We start from the raw sequence: 16,984 nt of genomic DNA on the forward strand, positions 1-16,984 counted from the left end.
GGTCAAGAAGACAAGGAAGACAAAAATTAGGAATAATGACATCGATGTCTGCGATGGTGTGCGGCGTCCCGTTCAGCGGTGACGTCGTCCTGCCGGACGGGGTCGCGCTCGGTACGGTTGCATCGACTCCGCACCGAAGCTCCGGCGCGGGTTCACCCGAGGAGGCAGCACGCCATGGTCCAGGTCGAACGCACCGTCACCGTCCGCACGCCGGTCGACCAGGTCGCGGGCTACCTCGCGGATTTCGCGCACACCGAGGAATGGGACCCGGGCACGGTCCGGTGCACCCGCACCGACGCCGGGCCGGTGGCCCTCGGCGCGCGGTGGCACAACGTCTCGGAGTTCCGCGGCAAGCAGACCGAGCTCGACTACGAGCTGACCCGGCTCGAGCCGGGCCGCGTCACCTTCGTCGGGCAGAACAAGACGGCCACCTCGACCGACGACTTCACCTTGACGCCGGGACCGGACGGCACGACGGTCCACTACCAGGCCACGATCGTCTTCCACGGCCTGGCGAAGCTCGCGAGCCCGCTGCTCAAGCGGGTGTTCGAGGGGCTCGGCGACGCCGTGGTCCCGAAGCTGACCACCGCGCTGGAGCGGCTCAAGACGCGCTGATGCGCCCGGCGGCCACGTCGGCCGCCGTCCCGAGGTCGTCCACCACCGTGAAGCCGCGCTCCCCCAGGTGCGCCCAGCCCGGTCCCGCCGTCATGACGTCGAGGCCGAGGTCGCGCAGCCGGAGCACCAGGCGGTCGTCGGCGGTCGGGGCGGCCATCGACCACAGCACGACCAGCACCGGGTCGAGGCGCTCGGCGAGCTCGGCGAGCGTCTCGGCCGGCACGAGCTGGCCGAGGTAGCGCACCGGCACGCCGGACTCGGCCAGGGTCGCCCGCAGCGCCTCCATCGGCAGCGAATGCCGTTCGGCCGGACAGCACGCCAGCAGCACCGGGCGGCCCGGCACCGTCTCCGGGAACCGGCGGCCGAAGCGCTCGAGGGCGAAGGAAGCTTCCGTCGTGAGGGCCCATTCCGACGCGAAGCAGACGTCGCCGCGCTGCCAGCGGTCGCCCAGCTCCCGCAGCACCGGGACCAGGACGTCGGTCCAGGCCGCGGCCGCGCCCAGCGTGGCCAGCGTTTCGTCGATCAGCGCGGCGACGGCCTCGAACTCCAGGTCCTCGGCCGCTTCCGCGAGCTCCCGCACCCGGCGGGTGGCCGGGACGCGCGGCCGCGGCGCGGTGGTGAAGGCCGCGGCGGCCGCCTCGCGCACCGGCATGCCGCGCCCGATCAGCCGCTGCATGTGCTGCAGGCGGCGGACATCGGCGTCGGAGTAGCGGCGGTGCCGGCCCTCGCTGCGGGCCGAGGGCCCGATCCCGTACCGCGCGCTCCAGCTGCGCAGCGTCACGGGCGACACGCCGAGCAGCTCGGCGACCTTGCCCGGCGCCCACGATCCCGCGGCCGGGACGGGTATCGCGCCGACGTCCATCCGGATCCACCGTCCTGTTGGCACCCACCGGCCCGGTGAGCTGGCGGAAGCATAGCGACGGGCCGGCGCGGCACGGCGCCGGAGCGACGACCGGCCGGTCACGGGCAGCCGACACCCGCGACGGCCGGTGACGAACCGGGGAAGCGCTGTCCCGTCCCGGCCAAGCTACACCCGGCCCGCAACGGTCGGGCATCGTTGCCGCCCGGATGCGGTACCCGGCGGAAGATCCCCCGCGCGGATGACCGCCGTGTGGTTTCCCGGTCGCCGGGGTACCACCCCGTCGGGGAGGGGCGGTTCCCATCGCCGAGCACGGAAGACACCCCATGGACGACCATCGCACCGCGGCCGCCGTCGGCCGGACCTCCGAAGCCGGGCTGGTGACCGTCCGCGGTTCCGGCGACCTCGATCTCGGCTGCGCGCCCCGGCTGCGCCGGCTGCTGCTCACCGCCGTCCAGGAGGCGGCCCGCGGCGTGGTCGCGGACCTGAGCGCCGTCACCTTCTGCGACTCCACCATCTTGACCGTGCTCGTCGACGCGCACCGGGAGGCCCTCGCCGGCCGCGTCCCGTTCGCCGTCACCGCCGACCGGGCCTCGGTCATGCGGCCGCTCGAGATCCTCGGGCTGGACACGCTGCTGCCGCTCTACGCGGACCTCGACGCGGCCCGCGCGGCCGTCAGCCGGTGCCCGCAGACCCGCGTCTCCTGACGCCCCTGTGGATCGGCTGAAGAAACCGGCCGCACGGTCGCGGCACCGGGGGCGGGCACCCCAGGATCGAGGGCATGGTGGTCCTCTCCGAACGAGCGGCGGTGCGGCGGCTGCACGACCGGCTCGGCTTCGGCCCGCGGCCCGGCGACCTCGACCGCGGGTTCGCCGAGACGCGCGATCGGCTGCTGGGCACCGGTCCCGACGCCGGCGCAGCCGCGACGCCGATGCCGTCCCCCGGTGCGCCGCCCGAGCGGCCGGGCAAGCAGGACAAGCAGGACAAGGCCGCGAAGCAAGCGGCCGGCAAGCAGTTGCAGGCGCAGGCCGCCCAGGCCACCCTCTGGTGGCTGGACCGGATGACCGCCGCCGACGTCGCGTCGGTGGAGCGGCTGACCTGGTTCTGGCACGGGCACTTCGCCACGAGTGAGCAGAAGGTCCGCAGCCCGGAGCTGATGCTGGCGCAGAACCAGGCCCAGCGGGACCACGCGCTCGGCAGCTTCACCGACCTGGCGCGCGCGATGGTCGTCGACCCGGCCCTGCTGCTGTGGCTCGACGGCAACAGCAACAAAGCGGGCAAGCCCAACGAGAACCTCGCCCGCGAGTTCATGGAGCTGTTCACCCTCGGCGTGGGCCACTACACCGAGGACGACGTCCGCGAAGCCGCGCGGGCGCTCACCGGCTGGACGGCGCAGCGGGACACGACCACCGCGAAGCTGGTGCCGAAGCGGCACGACGACGGCGAGAAGCACATCCTCGGCGCCACCGGCGACTTCGCCGCTCAGTCCTTTGTGGACCTGGTGCTGGGCCGGCCGGAATCGGCGCCGTTCGTCGCCGGGCGGATCTGGTTCCGGCTGGTGTCGTCGGCGCCTCCCGCCCCCGACGTGCTGAACCGGCTGGTCGCGGCCTACGGCAGCCGCCGCGACATCCGGGCGCTGCTGCGGGCGATCACCGCCGAACCGGCGTTCCGCGACAGCGCGACGTCGCTGGTCAAGCAGCCGGTCGAGTGGCTGGCCGGGCTGCTGCGCGCGTTCGGCGTGCGGCCCGGCTCGCTCGACGAGAAGACCCGCGCGCAGCTGCCGGCCGGGCTGCGCGGGCTCGGTCAGGTGCCGTTCCTGCCGCCCAGCGTCGGGGGCTGGGCGGCGGGCGGTGCCTGGCTGACGACGTCCGCCGGGGTGGCCCGGCTGCACCTGGCCCAGCTGGTCGCCGGGCACGCCGACCTCGGCGTCGTCGCCAAGGCGTCGGACAAGGCCGCGGCGATCGGCGAGCTGCTCGGCGTCGACGCGTGGTCGGACCGGACGCGGGCCGCGCTCGCAGGGGTCTCCGGCGACGTCCGGCAGCTGGCCACCGTGGCCGCCTGCGCTCCCGAATACGTAGTGAGCAGGTGATGAACGTGCAGGTCAACCGACGCCGGTTCCTCACCGCGACCGGGGTGACGGCCGCCGCGGCGCTCGCCGCCGGCGCGACCCAGGTCGACTGGCCGCGGCTGATGTCGGCCGCCCAGGACGACCCGCTGGACCCGGACGCCGGCGTGCTCGTGGTGGTGACCCTCTACGGCGGCAACGACGGTCTCAACACCGTCGTCCCGGCGGGCGACAGCGCGTACCAGAACGCCCGGTCCGAGCTGGCCTACAAACCCGAAGAGGTGCTCGACGTCGGCGAGGGGCTCGGTCTCAACCCGGGGCTGAAGGGGTTCAAGAGCCTCTGGGACAGCGGGCAGCTGGCGATCCTGCGCGGGGTCGGCTACCCGAAACCGGACCACAGCCACTTCCGGTCGATGGCGATCTGGCAGACCGCGTCGCCGGAGACGTCGGTGCCGACCGGCTGGCTCGGCCGCTGGCTCGACGCGACCGGCGACGACCCGCTGCGCGCGGTGTCGGTCGACCCGGTGCTGCCGCCGTTGCTGGCCGGCGCCCGCACGGCGGCCGCGTCGCTGCCGGTCGGCGGGCTCACCCTGCCGAAGGGCGCGCTCGGGACGGCGTTCCAGGGCCTCGGCGCGGTCCAGTCCGGCGAGGGCTACTGGCAGGCCCGCGCGGCCCGCTCGGTCGGCGACCTGCACCGCGCGGTGGCGACGCTCGGGCCACATGCGTCCACAAAGGACAAGGGAAAGACCCAGCTGCGCAAGGGAGAGCTGGCCGCGCAGCTCGACGTCGTCGCCGGGCTGATCGAGGCGGGCGTGCCGTCGCGGGCGTATTCGGTGTCGCTGGGCGGCTTCGACACGCACGCCGACGAGCGCGGCACCCAGCAGCGGCTGCTCACCGAACTGGACGGCGCGCTGACGCCGTTCGTGCAGCGCCTCGCGAAGACCGATCGCGGCAAGCAGGCGGTGGTGATGGTCTACTCGGAGTTCGGCCGGCGGGTGATCGCCAACGCGAGCCAGGGCACCGACCACGGCACGGCGGGCCCGATGTTCGTGCTGGGCGCGAACGTCCACGGCGGCTTCCACGGCGCCGAGCCGAGCCTGACCGACCTCGACGACGGCGACCTCAAGCTCACCACGGACTTCCGCGACGTCTACGCGACGATGGTGGAGGACGTCCTGGGCTCCGACGCGGGCCCGGTCCTGCCGGGCCACAGCGGCCGGCTGACGGGATTGTTCGCCTAGGTCTGCCGCGGCTGCCTCACGCGGGCGGCAGCCCGGCGAGCCGGAACCGCGCTCCCCCGTCCGGCGCCGCCTCGCACCACAGGTCGCCGCCGTGGGCCCGGGCGAAGCCGCGCGCGATCGGCAGCCCGAGGCCCGAACCACCCGGCCCGCGGGCCTCGTCCAGGCGCACCAGGCGGTCGAAGATCCGCTCGCGGTCCGCGCCCGGGACGCCCGGGCCGGTGTCGGTCACCGTCACGCCGTCCGGCGCGACCTCGAGGGTCAGCGTGCCGGGCCCGGCCATCGCGCGGACCGCGTTGTCCGCGAGGTTGGCCAGGATCTGCGTGAGCCGGGCGCTGTCGCCGAGCACGCGGGCGTCCGGGCCGGTGACCACCACCGTCACCTCGGGCGCCGTCAGCTCCAGGCGGTCGGCCTGGGCCCGGGCCAGCGCCAGCAGCGCCACCGGGGCGCGGTCGAGGTCCGCGCCCGCGTCGAGCCGGGCCAGGTCCAGCAGGTCCGCGACGAGCTTCCCGGCCCGCTGCGACTCGCGGACCACCAGCAGCTGCAGCCGGGCCGGGTCGGCGTCCGGCGGCAGCTGCAGCAGCGCCTCGGCCGCCGCCTGGACGCCGGCCAACGGCGTCCGCAGCTCGTGCGCGGCGTCCGCGACGAACCGCCGGGTGCGCGCCTCCGACGCCCGCGCCGCCCGTTCCGCGCCTTCGAGGGCGTCGAGCGCCGAGTCGAACGCGGCCGCCGCGCGGCCCAGTTCCGTCGTCGGCCGCTCCGGCGCGAGGCGGTCGCCGCGGCGGCCGGCGACGATCGAGCGGGCCAGCCGGGTCATCGCGTCCAGCGGGGCGAGCGCGAACCGGACCGCCAGCAGCAACGCGACCGCGGCGACGAGCAGCGCGGCCAGCCCGGTGCCGAGCAGCACCCACCGCAGGCTCTGCTCCGTGGCCGCCACGAGGGTCTCGTCCGCGGTCAGCGTCAGCTTCGCGCCGTTGATCCGGGGCGGGCCGGACAGCGTGGCGCGGACCTGGCGGATCCGGTCGGCGGGCGGCAGGTCGGCCGCGCCGAGGAAGGTGCCGTCCGGCAGCGCCAGCGACGCCTGCACGCCCCGGGTTTCCATGCGCCGCAACAGGTTCTGCGGCGCCGCGTTCTGCTTCGCCAGCTGCTGGGCCAGCTGCACGCGGGCGGTGAGCAGGCCGTTGACGTCCTTCTCGGCCTGGGCGCGGAACACCGTGTCGACGACGAACCCGACCGCGATCAGCACCACCGCGAGCACCACCAGCACCGTGACGGTGACCCGGCGGCGCAGCGACACCGTCCGCAGCCCGGTCACGGCTCGCCGCGCAGGACGTACCCCTGGCCGCGCACGGTGTGCAGCACGCGCGGGCCGTGCGCCTCCAGCTTGCGGCGCAACGTGCTCACGTTGACCTCGACGAGGTTCGCCGCGTAGTCGCCGTAGCCCCACACCGCGGTCAGGATCTGCGTCTTGCCCACCACCCGCTCGCGGTGCCGCGCGAAGTAGACCAGCAGCTTCCACTCCGTCGAGGTCAGCTCGACCTCGGCCGCGCCGTACCGGACGCGGCCGCCCTCGACGTCGACCACCAGCTCACCGACCTCCACCGCCGCCGGCGCGCGTCCCGTCCGGCGCAGCACGGCCGTCACCCGCGCGACCAGCTCGGCCAGCACGAACGGCTTCACCACGTAGTCGTCGGCGCCCTCGCCGAGCCCGCGCAGCCGGTCCTCGACGCCGTCGCGCGCGGTCAGCATCACGACCCCCGCGGCCGACAGCCGGCGGATCACACGCAGCAGCTCGAACCCGTCACGCCCCGGCAGCATGACGTCCAGCACCACGAGATCCGGCCGGGCGCGCGACAGTTCCGCTTCGAGCCCGGCACCGTCGGGCAGCGCCCGGACGTCGAACCCGGCGGTGCTCAGCGCCGTCTCGACGGCGACGCGGATCGCCTCGGCGTCCTCGACGACCAGGATCCGCGGCGCGTTCACCGGACCAGCGTAACGCCGTCCACTGTGGTCAATCCCCGAACGCGCGAAAGCCGGCCCCGGAGGGTTCCGGGACCGGCTTCGCGGGTGGTCAGGCGGTGACTTCCTCCTTGGCCGCACCGGAACCGACGGTGATGCGGCGGGACTGGGCCCGCTGCGCCACCGGGATCCGGACGGTCAGCACACCGGCGTCGTAGTCCGCTTCGATGCGGTCGGTGTCGAGGGCGTCGCCGAGCAGCAGGCGGCGGGTGAACACCCCGCGCGGGCGCTCGCTGACCTGGTACTGAGCGCCTTCGGCCGGGTTGGCGGGCCGCTCGGCGCGCACGGTCAGGACGGTGCGCTCGACGTCGAGGTCGATCGAGCCGGGCGTGACGCCGGGCAGGTCGAACTGGACGACGAAGTCGTCGCCGTCGCGGTAAGCGTCCATCGGCACGCTCGCCGGACGGCTCGCCGTGCCGGTGGCGCCGAAGAACTGCCGGCTCAGCCGGTCGAAGTCGCGGAACGGATCGGTACGCAGCACCATTTCGGATCTCCTTCCCACCAGGGGTTCGTGGCCGGGGGCGGTGGTGGCCACGCCCTCGCAAAGTTGACAACCACCGACTCAATTTAGTTGTTCCGGGACCGCTCAACCCGAGCCTGTGACGCCGGGCACAGCCAGTCACGCGTGGGTGACCCCCAACGGGTGGATAACCGCTCGATGAGCGGATCGGCGCGGGTCAGGCGGTTATCGTCCGGTCGAAGCGTCCACAATGGACCAAAGCTGGACTGGGAGGGGACCCCGTGCGCGTGACCCATGCCGCTGTGGCGGCGCTGGCGGCCTGCGGGCTCGTGCTGCTCGCCCTCCCCGCGCCGTGGTCCGCGCACGCCGACCCGCTGCCCGGCGGCCTCGGCCCGTGCGTGCCGGGCACCTGCCCCGGCACCTTCCCCCCGGTCGGCAACGGCTCGTTCGCCGGGCGCGACAACGGCGTCAACGTCTTCGTCGGCGGCACCATGCGCGTCACCGGCAGTGCGGCCGAGGCCGAGGGCCGGGTGGTCGTCGGCGGTGACTTCACGCTGCGCAAGACGTCGGGCTCGTCGATCTACAACGTCGGCGTGGCCGGGGTCGGCTCGCGCGTGCCGCCACCGGACGGCGCCGACTTCCTCACCGTGGGCGGTGATCTCACCGTCGCCGACACCCAGCGGCTCGACGCGGTCGGCGACTCGGGCGGCGGCGTGGTGCGCCACGCCGGATCGCTGACGGGCACCGTGATCGGCACCGTCGTCCACGACCCGGCGGCGATGAAGCCGTACGCGGGCCTGCGCGAGAAGCTGACGGCCGCGAGCCAGTGCTACGCCCGCGTCGACGGCGGGCTGCGGACCGCCACCGGGACCGTCGTCAACCACGGCTACGAGACGACGTTCACCGGCGACGGCAAGTCCGCGCTGCAGGTCTTCAACCTCACCGCCGACATCGCCGGGCCGGGCGGCGGCGCGCAGGGCATCACGTTCACCGGCATCCCGGCCGGCGCCACGGTGCTGGTCAACCTCATCGGCGGGCCCCGCACGATCAACACCTACAGCGGCACCCTCGACGACAACGACCCGCTGAACCAGCTCCGGTCGCGGCTGCTGTGGAACATCCCGGACGCGGCGACGGTCACCCTGACCGGCAGCGGCCAGTTCCAGGGCAGCGTGCTGGCCGGCAACCCGGACGGCACCACGACGATGACCCTGCCGGGCAGCAACGGCCGGTTCTTCACCGCGGGCAACCTGGTCCACGGCTCGAGCGCGGGCGTGGGCAGCGGCCAGGAGTTCCACGCGTACCCGTTCACCGGCGACCTGCCGTCGTGCGCGAAGCCCGAGCCGACGACGACGCCGACGACGCCCACCACCAGCACGACGACGACCACGTCGACGACATCGACGACCCCGACCACCGGCCCGGCCACGACGACCACCGGCGAGCCCACCACGACCACGGCTCCCACCACGACGGAACCGACCACCAGCACCACCGAACCGACCACCAGCGAGCCGACCACCAGCACCACCGAGCCCACCACCAGCGAACCGACCACCACCAGCACGGCACCGACGACGGACACGAGCACCACGGACACCACGTCGTCGTCCGGCACCACCCCGGCTCCGGTGCCCGCCGGCACCGGCGGCACCGGCGGTTCCGGCCGCCTGCCGGACACCGGCACCGACGCCGGCCCGCTGCTCGGCCTCGGCGCCCTGCTGGTCACCGGGGGTACCGCGCTGGTGCTCGTGACCGTCCGCCGCCGCACCCGGTGACCCGGCAGGCGTAACTCCACAATGGACCGATCTTTCACACTGCGGGCTCACGGGGTCCGTGTCACCATCGGGTGAAGTACCTCGCGGGCCGTGGACCTAACAAGGGCGTAGCACTCTCGTAATGAAGGGTCACTACGGTCCCCGGGGCATGTCGATCGGGCAAATGGCGGGCCCCGCGCCGGTGGCGGCTCCGCGAGGTGAACAGGTGCTTGCGGTAGAAACCGAGAAAACAAGAGTGTCGCGCGGCTGGGTGCTGCCCGTTTTCGGGGCGGTGCTGGGCGCGCTGGTCTTCCTCGTGGTGCGGGGCAGCCTGACCGACGACAGCTACATCACCCTCGCCTATGCGAAGAACCTCGCGGAACACGGCGAATGGGGCATCATCCCCGGTTCCCCGGCGAACTCCGCGACGTCGCCGCTGAACGTGCTGCTCCTCGGCGCTTTGACGCTGGTGACGCGCATCGCGGGCGGTTCGCACCCGGTGGTGGCGCTGGGCATCCTGACCGTGGTGTGCGGTGGCGCGCTCGGCTGGGCGTGGCAGCGGATCGGCCGGGTGCTGTCGCTGCCGACGGCGGCCGGGGTCCTCGGCATCACGCTGGTGCTACTGAACCCGTTCGTGCTGTCCGCGATCGGCTTGGAAGTCCTGCTCATCCCCGCGGTGCTGCTGGTGCTGACGGCGCTCGCGCTGGAAGGCCGGGCGGTCTGGTTCGGCGTCGCGGGCGGGCTGGCCGTCCTGACCCGGCTCGACCTCGTCGTGTTCGTCGTGGTGATCGCCCTGGCCACCCCCGCGATCCGGCGGCGGCTGCTGCCCGCGGCGGGTTTCGCGGTCCTGACGACGGCGCCGTGGTTCCTGGTCAGCTGGATCGTGTTCGGCTCGTTCGTGCCCGACACCCTGGTGATCAAGCAGTCGCAGGCGGGGTTGTTCGCGCCGTGGAGCTACAGCACCGGGCCGATGATGTACTACCTCGGCTGGCCGGTCACCGTGCTCGTGTCGTTCCTGCCGGCGCTGGTCGGCGTGGTCGCGCTCGCCGGCTGGGCCGCGGCGCGCTTCGCCGTCCGCTGGCCCGACTTCCCGCCGCTGGGCCCGCTCGCCGCGCTGGCCGCGGGCGGGATCCTTTACTACATCGCCTATTCCTACCTCGGAGTGGGCCCGTTCCACTGGTACTACGTGGCGCCGGTGACCGCGACGAGCGCGTTCGCCGTGGCCGCGTTCGGCGCCTGGTACGCCCAGACGCGCGAACGCCCCGCCCTGCGGACCGGTCCCCCGCTGCTCGCGCTGGGCCTGACCGGGGTGCTGGTGCTCAGCGGGGCCGCGGTCGACGCCGCGCAGGGCCTGCCCTGGAAGTCGCCGGTGGTCTTCGGGAACTGGGCCAGCGCGGACGACTACGCGCGGGTCGGCACCGAGCTCGGCCGGCGGCTCGACGGGGCGAGCGTCGCCAGCCCCGGCGAGATCGGCACCCTGGCCTACTACTGCCAGTGCGCCATCCTCGACGTCTTCTCCGACCGCGGGGAGGCCGTTTCGCTGGTGCAGCAACGGATCGCGAACGCGAGCCCGGTGATGAGCCTGGCGCTGCGGGTCAACTACCACTGGCTGGACCGCTCGGCCGGGCCGCGCAAGCCGGACTACCGGCTGCAGTACGCCTCGGGCCCGGCCACCGGGCCGGACAGCTGGCAGGTGTACTCGGCGGCCAAGGGCGTCGGGCACTTCGTCCTCACCCGCGAGCCGTGAGCGTCGCCCATCGGGAGCCCGTTGTGGACACGGCTCCCGAACCGCGGCCCCGCACACCACGGCGCTGGGTGCTGCCCGTGGCCGTCGCCGCGGGGTCGGCGCTGGTGTTCGCCGCCGTGCGCCCGCACCTGATCGACGACACGTTCATCACCCTGTCCTACGCCCGCAACGTCGCCTTCCACGGGCACTGGGGCCTGATCACGGCGGAGACGTCGAACACCGCGACGTCACCGCTCAACGTCCTGCTGCTCGCGGCCCTGACGTTCGTGGTGCGCGACGCCGTGCTCGCCTGCGGCGTGCTGTTCGTGCTCGGTCAGGTGGCGCTGGTGCTCGCGCTGCGCCGGAGCGGGACGCGGGCGGGCCTGCCGGCCTGGTTCGCGCCGGCCGCCGTCGCACTGCTCACGGTGAACCCGCTGCTGCTGTCGTCGATCGGGCTGGAGGTCGAGCTCGGCGCGGCCGGGATCGCCTCGCTGCTGGTGTGCGCCGGTGAACGGCGGCCGGTCGCGTTCGGCGTGCTCACCGGCCTGGTCGCGCTGGTCCGGCTCGACCTGGTCGTGGTCGCGCTCGTGCTCTTCCTGCTGCGCCGCCGGTTCTGGGAAAAGGCCTGGCAGACGGTGCTCGCCGCGGCGGCCGTCGCGCTCCCCTGGTTCGCCTTCAGCTGGGTGGTGCTCGGGTCGGCCGTGCCGGACACGGTGATCATCAAGACGCTGCAGAAGTCCTGGGGCACCTGGGACTTCGGCAACGGCGTGGGCCTGTACGCCCGGGTCTTCCCGTGGGCGACGGCGTTGTCGTTCCTGCCCGCCGCCCTCGCGCTGGGCGCCTTCGCGCTCTGGCTGGCGGGTTCCGTCCGTCGCAGTCCACTGTGGACGAAAGTGTTGCCGTTCGCGCCGCTGGTGCCCGCCGGGCTCGCGCACTACCTCGCCTACACGCGGCTGCACGTGCCGCCGTACCACTGGTACTACGGGCCGAGCCTGATCACGGTGACGCTCTTCCTGGCCGCCGCCGCGGCCGCGTGCGTGCGGCTGCCCGCCCGGGTGGCCGGCGCGGTCGCCGTCACCGGGGTGCTGGTCCTGAGCGTCGGCTTCTACGTCTCCGACGGCCTGCCGCGGCGGTTCGCGCCGCTGATGTCCAACCACGACTCGACGGCGGACTACGAGCGGATCGGCCCGGAGCTGGGCCGGCTGGTCGGCGGCGGCACGGTCCGCAGCGGCGGGGAGATCGGCGTGCTCGCCTACAGCTGCGGCTGCGCGATCGTCGACCTCTTCGACGACCGCGGCGCCGTCGGCCCGGCCATCACCGCACGGAAAGCCGACCTCGGCGCGCTCGGCCGCGCGCTCGTGAACGTCAACTTCCGGTACTTCGACCACGGCGACCGGCCGATCGTCACCGACTACGCCCTGGTGCGCGGTGATCCGCCGCCGGGTGCGCTGGCCCACTGGACACTGTCGTCGCCGTGGGCCGGCACCCAGCAGCTGTATCTCGTCCGGGGCAACGGAAGCGGAGCTTGAACCAGATGACCGACCTCACCGCGCAGCGCGGCCTGTACGCGGGCCCGGCGCCGATCGTCAGCAAGGACCTCTACGCCGAGGTCCGCACCGGCTCGGCCACCCGGGACCGCGGCTCGATCCGGCTGGACCCGGGCACGAAGGTGTCGGGCAACACGTACTTCGGGCGGTTCCCGGCCTCCTACTGGCAGCGCTGGACCACCGTCACCGAAGTCTCGGTCGAGGCGGTCGTCACCGGCACCGGGCTGCTGTCGATGGGTGCTTCCGACGTCGAAGGTGAACCGCGGGTCATCGAGGCCGAGCAGGTCACCGACGTCACCCAGCACAAAATCGCCCTCACCGGGAAGCTGGACAAGTTCTACGACGGTGGCGCGCTGTGGCTGGACCTGGAAACCGAAGGCGGCCAGACCCTGCGCGTGGAGCAGGTCCGCTGGACCGTCGAAGCCCCCGACACGATCCGCCCGACCGCGGTCACCATCTGCACCATGAACCGCGCGGATGACTGCCTGAAGAACCTGCAGGCCCTCGCCGCCGACGTGTCGTCGCTGGACACCCTCGACGCGATCTACGTCGCCGACCAGGGCACCGACCTGGTCGAATCCCGCGACGGGTTCGACCAGGTCGTGAAGGACCTCGGGGAGAAGCTGCACTACATCAAGCAGCCCAACCTCGGGGGCGCCGGCGGGTTCACCCGCGGGCTCTACGAGGTCGCCGGGCACACCGCCACCGCCCACGCCAACGTCCTGTTCATGGACGACGACGTCCTTTTGGAGCCGGACCTGGTGATCCGGATGACGGCGTTCTCCAACCGCGCCGCCAACCCGATCATCGTCGGCGGGCAGATGCTGAACCTGTTCCACCCCAACCAGCTCCACGTCGGCGCCGAATACGCGAGGTTGAACACCCTCGAACCCGGTCAGCCGGTCGAGCACTCGCTGACCACCGCCGACCTGCTCGGGGTGGACGAGGAGACGTTGAAGCCGAACCGGCAGGAACGCCGTCTCGACGCCGGCTACAACGGCTGGTGGTCCTGCCTGATCCCGTATGAGGTCGTGCAGGCCACCGGGTATCCGATGCCGTTCTTCTTCCAGTGGGACGACGCCGAGTACTCCTACCGGGCCCGCGCGCACGGTTTCCCGACGGTGACGTTGCCGGGTGCGGGGGTGTGGCACGCGGACTTCCACATGAAGGACTGGGACGAGTGGCACCGCTACTTCAACCTGCGCAACTCCATCATCACCGCCGCCCTGCACTCCCCGTTCAACCTGAACCTGCTCTCCCGGGTGCTGCTCGCGCAGCTGGTGCGGTACCTGCTGGGGATGCAGTACGGGTTGTCGGCGACGTTGATCAAGGCGGTGGAGGACTTCCTCGAAGGCCCTGAGGTCCTGCGCGACGGTGGTGTGGAGGCGATGAAGGAGATCCGCCGGATCCGCGACCAGTACCCGGAGACCAAACGCCACAAGGCCACCGACGTCCCCGGGATCGCCTCGAACGACATCGGCATCATCAACAGCGCGCCGCCGCCGAGCCGGACCGTCGTGATCTTGCTCAAGCGCCTGCTCGACCAGACCCGGGGCCGGCACCGCTTCGGGCTGGGCGCCGTCCCGGCCGACGAGGCCCACTGGTGGCACACGTCGCTGTTCTCGACCGTGGTCGTCACCGACGCGAACCAGGACGGCGTCCGCGTCCGCTCCTACGACCGTGCCAAGACCTTCGACCTGGCCAAACGCGGCGTCAAGGTGATCCAGCGGCTGCGCAGGGAGGGAGCGGGGGCGCAGGCGCGGTACCAGGGCGCGATGCCCGAGCTGACCTCTCGGGAGAACTGGACCCGGCTCTACGACCTCTGAGCGCCCCTACCGCATCGGTCACCGGAAACTCCTGGAGATTCGCCGGGACGCCAGACTGCGCCGCGGGGTGGTGAGGCCATAGGGTTCTCCTCATGAAGGTCGGCCTGCTCACCCGGGAGTACCCGCCGGAGGTCTACGGCGGAGCCGGGGTTCACGTGGAGTTCCTCGCCCGGGAGTTGCGGTCGCTCGTCGACCTCGACGTGCACTGCTGGGGCCCGGACCGGCCGGACGCCACCGGGCACACCGACCCGCACGGCTACCGCCAGCCGGCGTTCACGACCATGGACATCGCCGTCTCGATGGCGAACGCCCTCGACGGCCACGACCTCGCGCACAGCCACACCTGGTACGCGAACCTCGCCGGGCACCTGGCCAAGATGACCTACGGCATCCCCCACGTCGTCACCGCGCACTCGCTGGAGCCGCTGCGGCCGTGGAAGGCCGAGCAGCTCGGCGGCGGCTACCGCGTCTCGTCCTGGATCGAGCGCGAGGCCTACGAGTCGGCCGACGCGATCGTCGCGGTCAGCGGCGGCATGCGCCAGGACGTGCTCAGCGCGTACCCGGCCGTGCCGCCCGAGCGCGTCCACGTGATCCACAACGGCATCGACACCACGCTCTACCGGCCCGACCCGGGCACCGACGTCCTCGAGAAGCACGGCGTCGACCCGGACCGGCCCTACGTGCTGTTCGTCGGCCGGATCACCCGGCAGAAGGGCGTCCCGCACCTGGTCCGGGCCGGCGCCGCGCTCGACCCGGACACGCAGCTGGTGCTGTGCGCGGGCGGCGCGGACACCCCCGAGCTGGACGCCGAGTTCCGCGGCCTGGTCGCCGACCTGGAGAAGACGCGCACCGGCGTCCGCTGGATCCCGGACATGCTGCCGCGGCCCGAGGTCGTCCAGCTGCTCACCCACGCCGCGGTGTTCGCCTGCCCGTCGGTCTACGAGCCGCTCGGCATCGTGAACCTGGAGGCGGCGGCGTGCGGCACGGCCGTGGTCGCCAGCGACGTCGGCGGGATCCCGGAGGTCGTCGACGACGGCCGGACCGGCCTGCTGGTCCACTACGACGAGGCGGACACCGCCGGGTACGAGGCGCGGCTGGGCGCGGCCCTCAACGAGCTGGTGGGCGACCCGGACCGGGCCGCCGCGATGGGTACCGCCGGCCGCGAGCGCGCGGTCGGCGAGTTCGGCTGGAAGGCGATCGCCGAGCAGACGGTCGCCCTTTACGAAGCGTGCGGGAGGTCCTCGTGAACAGTGGAGCCGACGTTCTGGGCATCGTGCTCGCGGGCGGCGAGGGCAAGCGCCTGATGCCGCTCACCGCCGACCGCGCCAAACCCGCCGTGCCCTTCGGGGGTGTGCACCGGCTGGTCGACTTCGTGCTGTCGAACCTGGTGCACGGCGGGATCCGGCGGCTGTGCGTGCTCACGCAGTACAAGTCGCACTCGCTCGACCGGCACATCTCGACGACGTGGCGGCTCTCGGCGCTCACCGGCGAGTACGTCACGCCGGTGCCGGCGCAGCAGCGGCTGGGCCCGCGCTGGTACCAGGGCAGCGCCGACGCCATCCACCAGAGCCTCAACCTGGTCTACGACGAGGACCCCGAGTACATCGCGGTGTTCGGCGCGGACAACATCTACCGGATGGACCCCCGGCAGATGCTGGAGACCCACATCTCCTCGGGCGCCGGCGTCACCGTCGCCGGGATCCGGGTGCCGCGCGCCGAGGCGAGCTCGTTCGGCGTCATCCGCACCACCGACGGCCTGATGATCGACGCGTTCCTGGAGAAGCCGGCCGACCCGCCGGGCCTGCCCGGCTCCCCCGACGAGTCGTACGTGTCGATGGGCAACTACATCTTCACGACGAAGGTGATGCTGGAGGCGCTGCACGCCGACGCCGAGAACGCCGCGTCGCACCACGACATGGGCCGCGACATCATCCCGGCCCTGGTGAAGTCCGGCGAGGCGGCGGTCTACGACTTCAGCGGCAACGTCGTGCCGGGCGAGACCGCGCGCGACCACGGCTACTGGCGCGACGTCGGGACGATCGACAGCTACTACGACGCGCACACCGACCTGATCTCCACGCATCCGATCTTCAACCTCTACAACCGCAAGTGGCCGATCCTGGCCCACCCCGGCCAGCGCGCGGCGGCGAAGTTCGTCGAAGGCGGCTCGGCGAACCAATCGATCGTGAGCCCCGGCTGCATCATCTCCGGCGCGCAGGTCGTCGACTCGGTGCTCTCCCCCGACGTCATCGTGGAGCAAGGCGCGGTCGTCCAGGGCTCGGTGCTGCTCGACGGCGCCCGGGTCGGCCGCGGCGCGGTGGTGCGGCGGGCGATCCTGGACAAGAACGTCGTGGTCCCGCCGGGCGCGCACATCGGCGTGGACCTGGCTCGCGACCGCGGGCACTACCACGTGAGCGAAGGCGGCATCGTGGTGCTGGGCAAGGGCGAACGCGCCATCTGAGCGCGGGCTCGCCGGGCGGGCGTCACCGAGGTGACGGCGTCCGGCGGGTCAGGACCGGTCGGCGTTCGCCGCCACGTCGTGCTGGGCGACCGCAGTCAGGACTGATCGGCCGCGGAGATCCGTTCGACAACAGGGTCCGCCGCGCGGGAGGAGCCGGCTCCCGCACCTCGCGGGGATGCTGCCCGACCGGCCGCGTCCGCTACGCGTCGCGGCAGGGTGGCGGAGCGGCGAAGGAGAACTGCGCGGCGGCCTCGGGAACCGGGCGGCCGCTCGGCGGGTCAGGACCGGTCGGCCGCGGAGATCCGCTCGACCACCTGGCGCGGGTCGATGCCCCAGCGCTCGGCCAGCTCCGAGATCGAGGCCCCGGCCGCGTACTCCGCGGCGATCATGCTGTTCACGACCCCGGCCAAC

At 72.9% G+C, this 16,984-nt stretch carries 15 protein-coding genes; 10 read left to right on the forward strand and 5 right to left on the reverse strand.

Annotation, left to right across the window (positions count from 1 at the left end; genetic code table 11):
* The first annotated feature begins 174 nt into the window (after window positions 1-174).
* On the forward strand, window positions 175-615 hold the full coding sequence (locus tag MUY22_RS40275; RefSeq protein WP_247052426.1) for an SRPBCC family protein: 441 nt from the start codon (window positions 175-177) through the stop codon (window positions 613-615).
* Here MUY22_RS40275 and MUY22_RS40280 read toward each other — a convergent pair.
* Entirely contained in the window at window positions 602-1,477 is an 876-nt protein-coding gene (locus MUY22_RS40280; protein ID WP_247052427.1) for a MerR family transcriptional regulator, read from the reverse strand. The genes MUY22_RS40275 and MUY22_RS40280 overlap by 14 nt on opposite strands.
* A 323-nt stretch (window positions 1,478-1,800) precedes the next feature.
* Between MUY22_RS40280 and MUY22_RS40285 the strand changes: the two genes are divergently transcribed.
* The 3 genes from MUY22_RS40285 to MUY22_RS40295 all read left to right on the forward strand — a co-directional run bounded on the left by MUY22_RS40285 (window position 1,801) and on the right by MUY22_RS40295 (window position 4,780).
* Window positions 1,801-2,181 (forward strand): STAS domain-containing protein, encoded by a 381-nt coding sequence (locus MUY22_RS40285; protein ID WP_247052428.1) that lies wholly within the window; start codon window positions 1,801-1,803, stop codon window positions 2,179-2,181.
* 74 nt (window positions 2,182-2,255) lie between these two features.
* A complete protein-coding gene (locus MUY22_RS40290; RefSeq protein WP_247052429.1) occupies window positions 2,256-3,563 on the forward strand; it encodes a DUF1800 family protein in 1,308 nt (435 codons plus the stop codon).
* Between the two features lie 5 nt (window positions 3,564-3,568).
* A complete protein-coding gene (locus MUY22_RS40295) occupies window positions 3,569-4,780 on the forward strand; it encodes a DUF1501 domain-containing protein (RefSeq protein WP_371827537.1) in 1,212 nt (403 codons plus the stop codon).
* Window positions 4,781-4,796: 16 nt separating this feature from the next.
* Here MUY22_RS40295 and MUY22_RS40300 read toward each other — a convergent pair whose 3' ends face one another.
* The 3 genes from MUY22_RS40300 to MUY22_RS40310 form a co-directional block, all read right to left on the reverse strand.
* Entirely contained in the window at window positions 4,797-6,092 is a 1,296-nt protein-coding gene (locus tag MUY22_RS40300; RefSeq protein WP_247052431.1) for a sensor histidine kinase KdpD, read from the reverse strand.
* A complete protein-coding gene (locus tag MUY22_RS40305) occupies window positions 6,089-6,760 on the reverse strand; it encodes a response regulator transcription factor (RefSeq protein ID WP_247052432.1) in 672 nt (223 codons plus the stop codon). Before MUY22_RS40305 ends, MUY22_RS40300 begins: the two co-directional genes overlap by 4 nt.
* 88 nt (window positions 6,761-6,848) lie before the next feature.
* Window positions 6,849-7,280 (reverse strand): Hsp20/alpha crystallin family protein, encoded by a 432-nt coding sequence (locus tag MUY22_RS40310; protein ID WP_247052433.1) that lies wholly within the window; start codon window positions 7,278-7,280, stop codon window positions 6,849-6,851.
* A gap of 257 nt (window positions 7,281-7,537) precedes the next feature.
* On the opposite strand from MUY22_RS40310, the gene MUY22_RS40315 reads away from it, so the two are divergent.
* The 6 genes from MUY22_RS40315 (at window position 7,538) to glgC (ending at window position 16,573) form a co-directional block, all read left to right on the forward strand.
* Window positions 7,538-9,034, forward strand: a complete 1,497-nt coding sequence (locus MUY22_RS40315; protein ID WP_247052434.1) for a choice-of-anchor A family protein — start codon at window positions 7,538-7,540, stop codon at window positions 9,032-9,034.
* 235 nt (window positions 9,035-9,269) lie between these two features.
* Entirely contained in the window at window positions 9,270-10,760 is a 1,491-nt protein-coding gene (locus MUY22_RS40320; protein ID WP_247052435.1) for a hypothetical protein, read from the forward strand.
* A 23-nt stretch (window positions 10,761-10,783) separates the two neighbouring features.
* Complete coding sequence (locus tag MUY22_RS40325) at window positions 10,784-12,268, forward strand: hypothetical protein (protein ID WP_247052436.1); 1,485 nt, start codon at window positions 10,784-10,786, stop codon at window positions 12,266-12,268.
* A gap of 5 nt (window positions 12,269-12,273) precedes the next feature.
* A complete protein-coding gene (locus MUY22_RS40330; protein ID WP_247052437.1) occupies window positions 12,274-14,112 on the forward strand; it encodes a glycosyltransferase in 1,839 nt (612 codons plus the stop codon).
* Window positions 14,113-14,204: 92 nt separating this feature from the next.
* Window positions 14,205-15,359, forward strand: coding sequence for a glycogen synthase (gene glgA / locus MUY22_RS40335; protein ID WP_247052438.1), 1,155 nt, complete (start codon window positions 14,205-14,207; stop codon window positions 15,357-15,359).
* Window positions 15,356-16,573: a glucose-1-phosphate adenylyltransferase gene (glgC, locus tag MUY22_RS40340; RefSeq protein ID WP_247052439.1), complete on the forward strand. Its 1,218-nt coding sequence runs from the start codon at window positions 15,356-15,358 to the stop codon at window positions 16,571-16,573. Before glgA ends, glgC begins: the two co-directional genes overlap by 4 nt.
* Window positions 16,574-16,851: 278 nt before the next feature.
* On the opposite strand, the gene MUY22_RS49570 is transcribed toward glgC, so the two are convergent.
* Window positions 16,852-16,983 (reverse strand): hypothetical protein, encoded by a 132-nt coding sequence (locus tag MUY22_RS49570; protein ID WP_256474923.1) that lies wholly within the window; start codon window positions 16,981-16,983, stop codon window positions 16,852-16,854.
* Between the last annotated feature and the right edge of the window lies 1 nt (window position 16,984).

Origin of the sequence: Amycolatopsis sp. WQ 127309 (assembly GCF_023023025.1) — a bacterium.
Taxonomy (GTDB): domain Bacteria; phylum Actinomycetota; class Actinomycetes; order Mycobacteriales; family Pseudonocardiaceae; genus Amycolatopsis.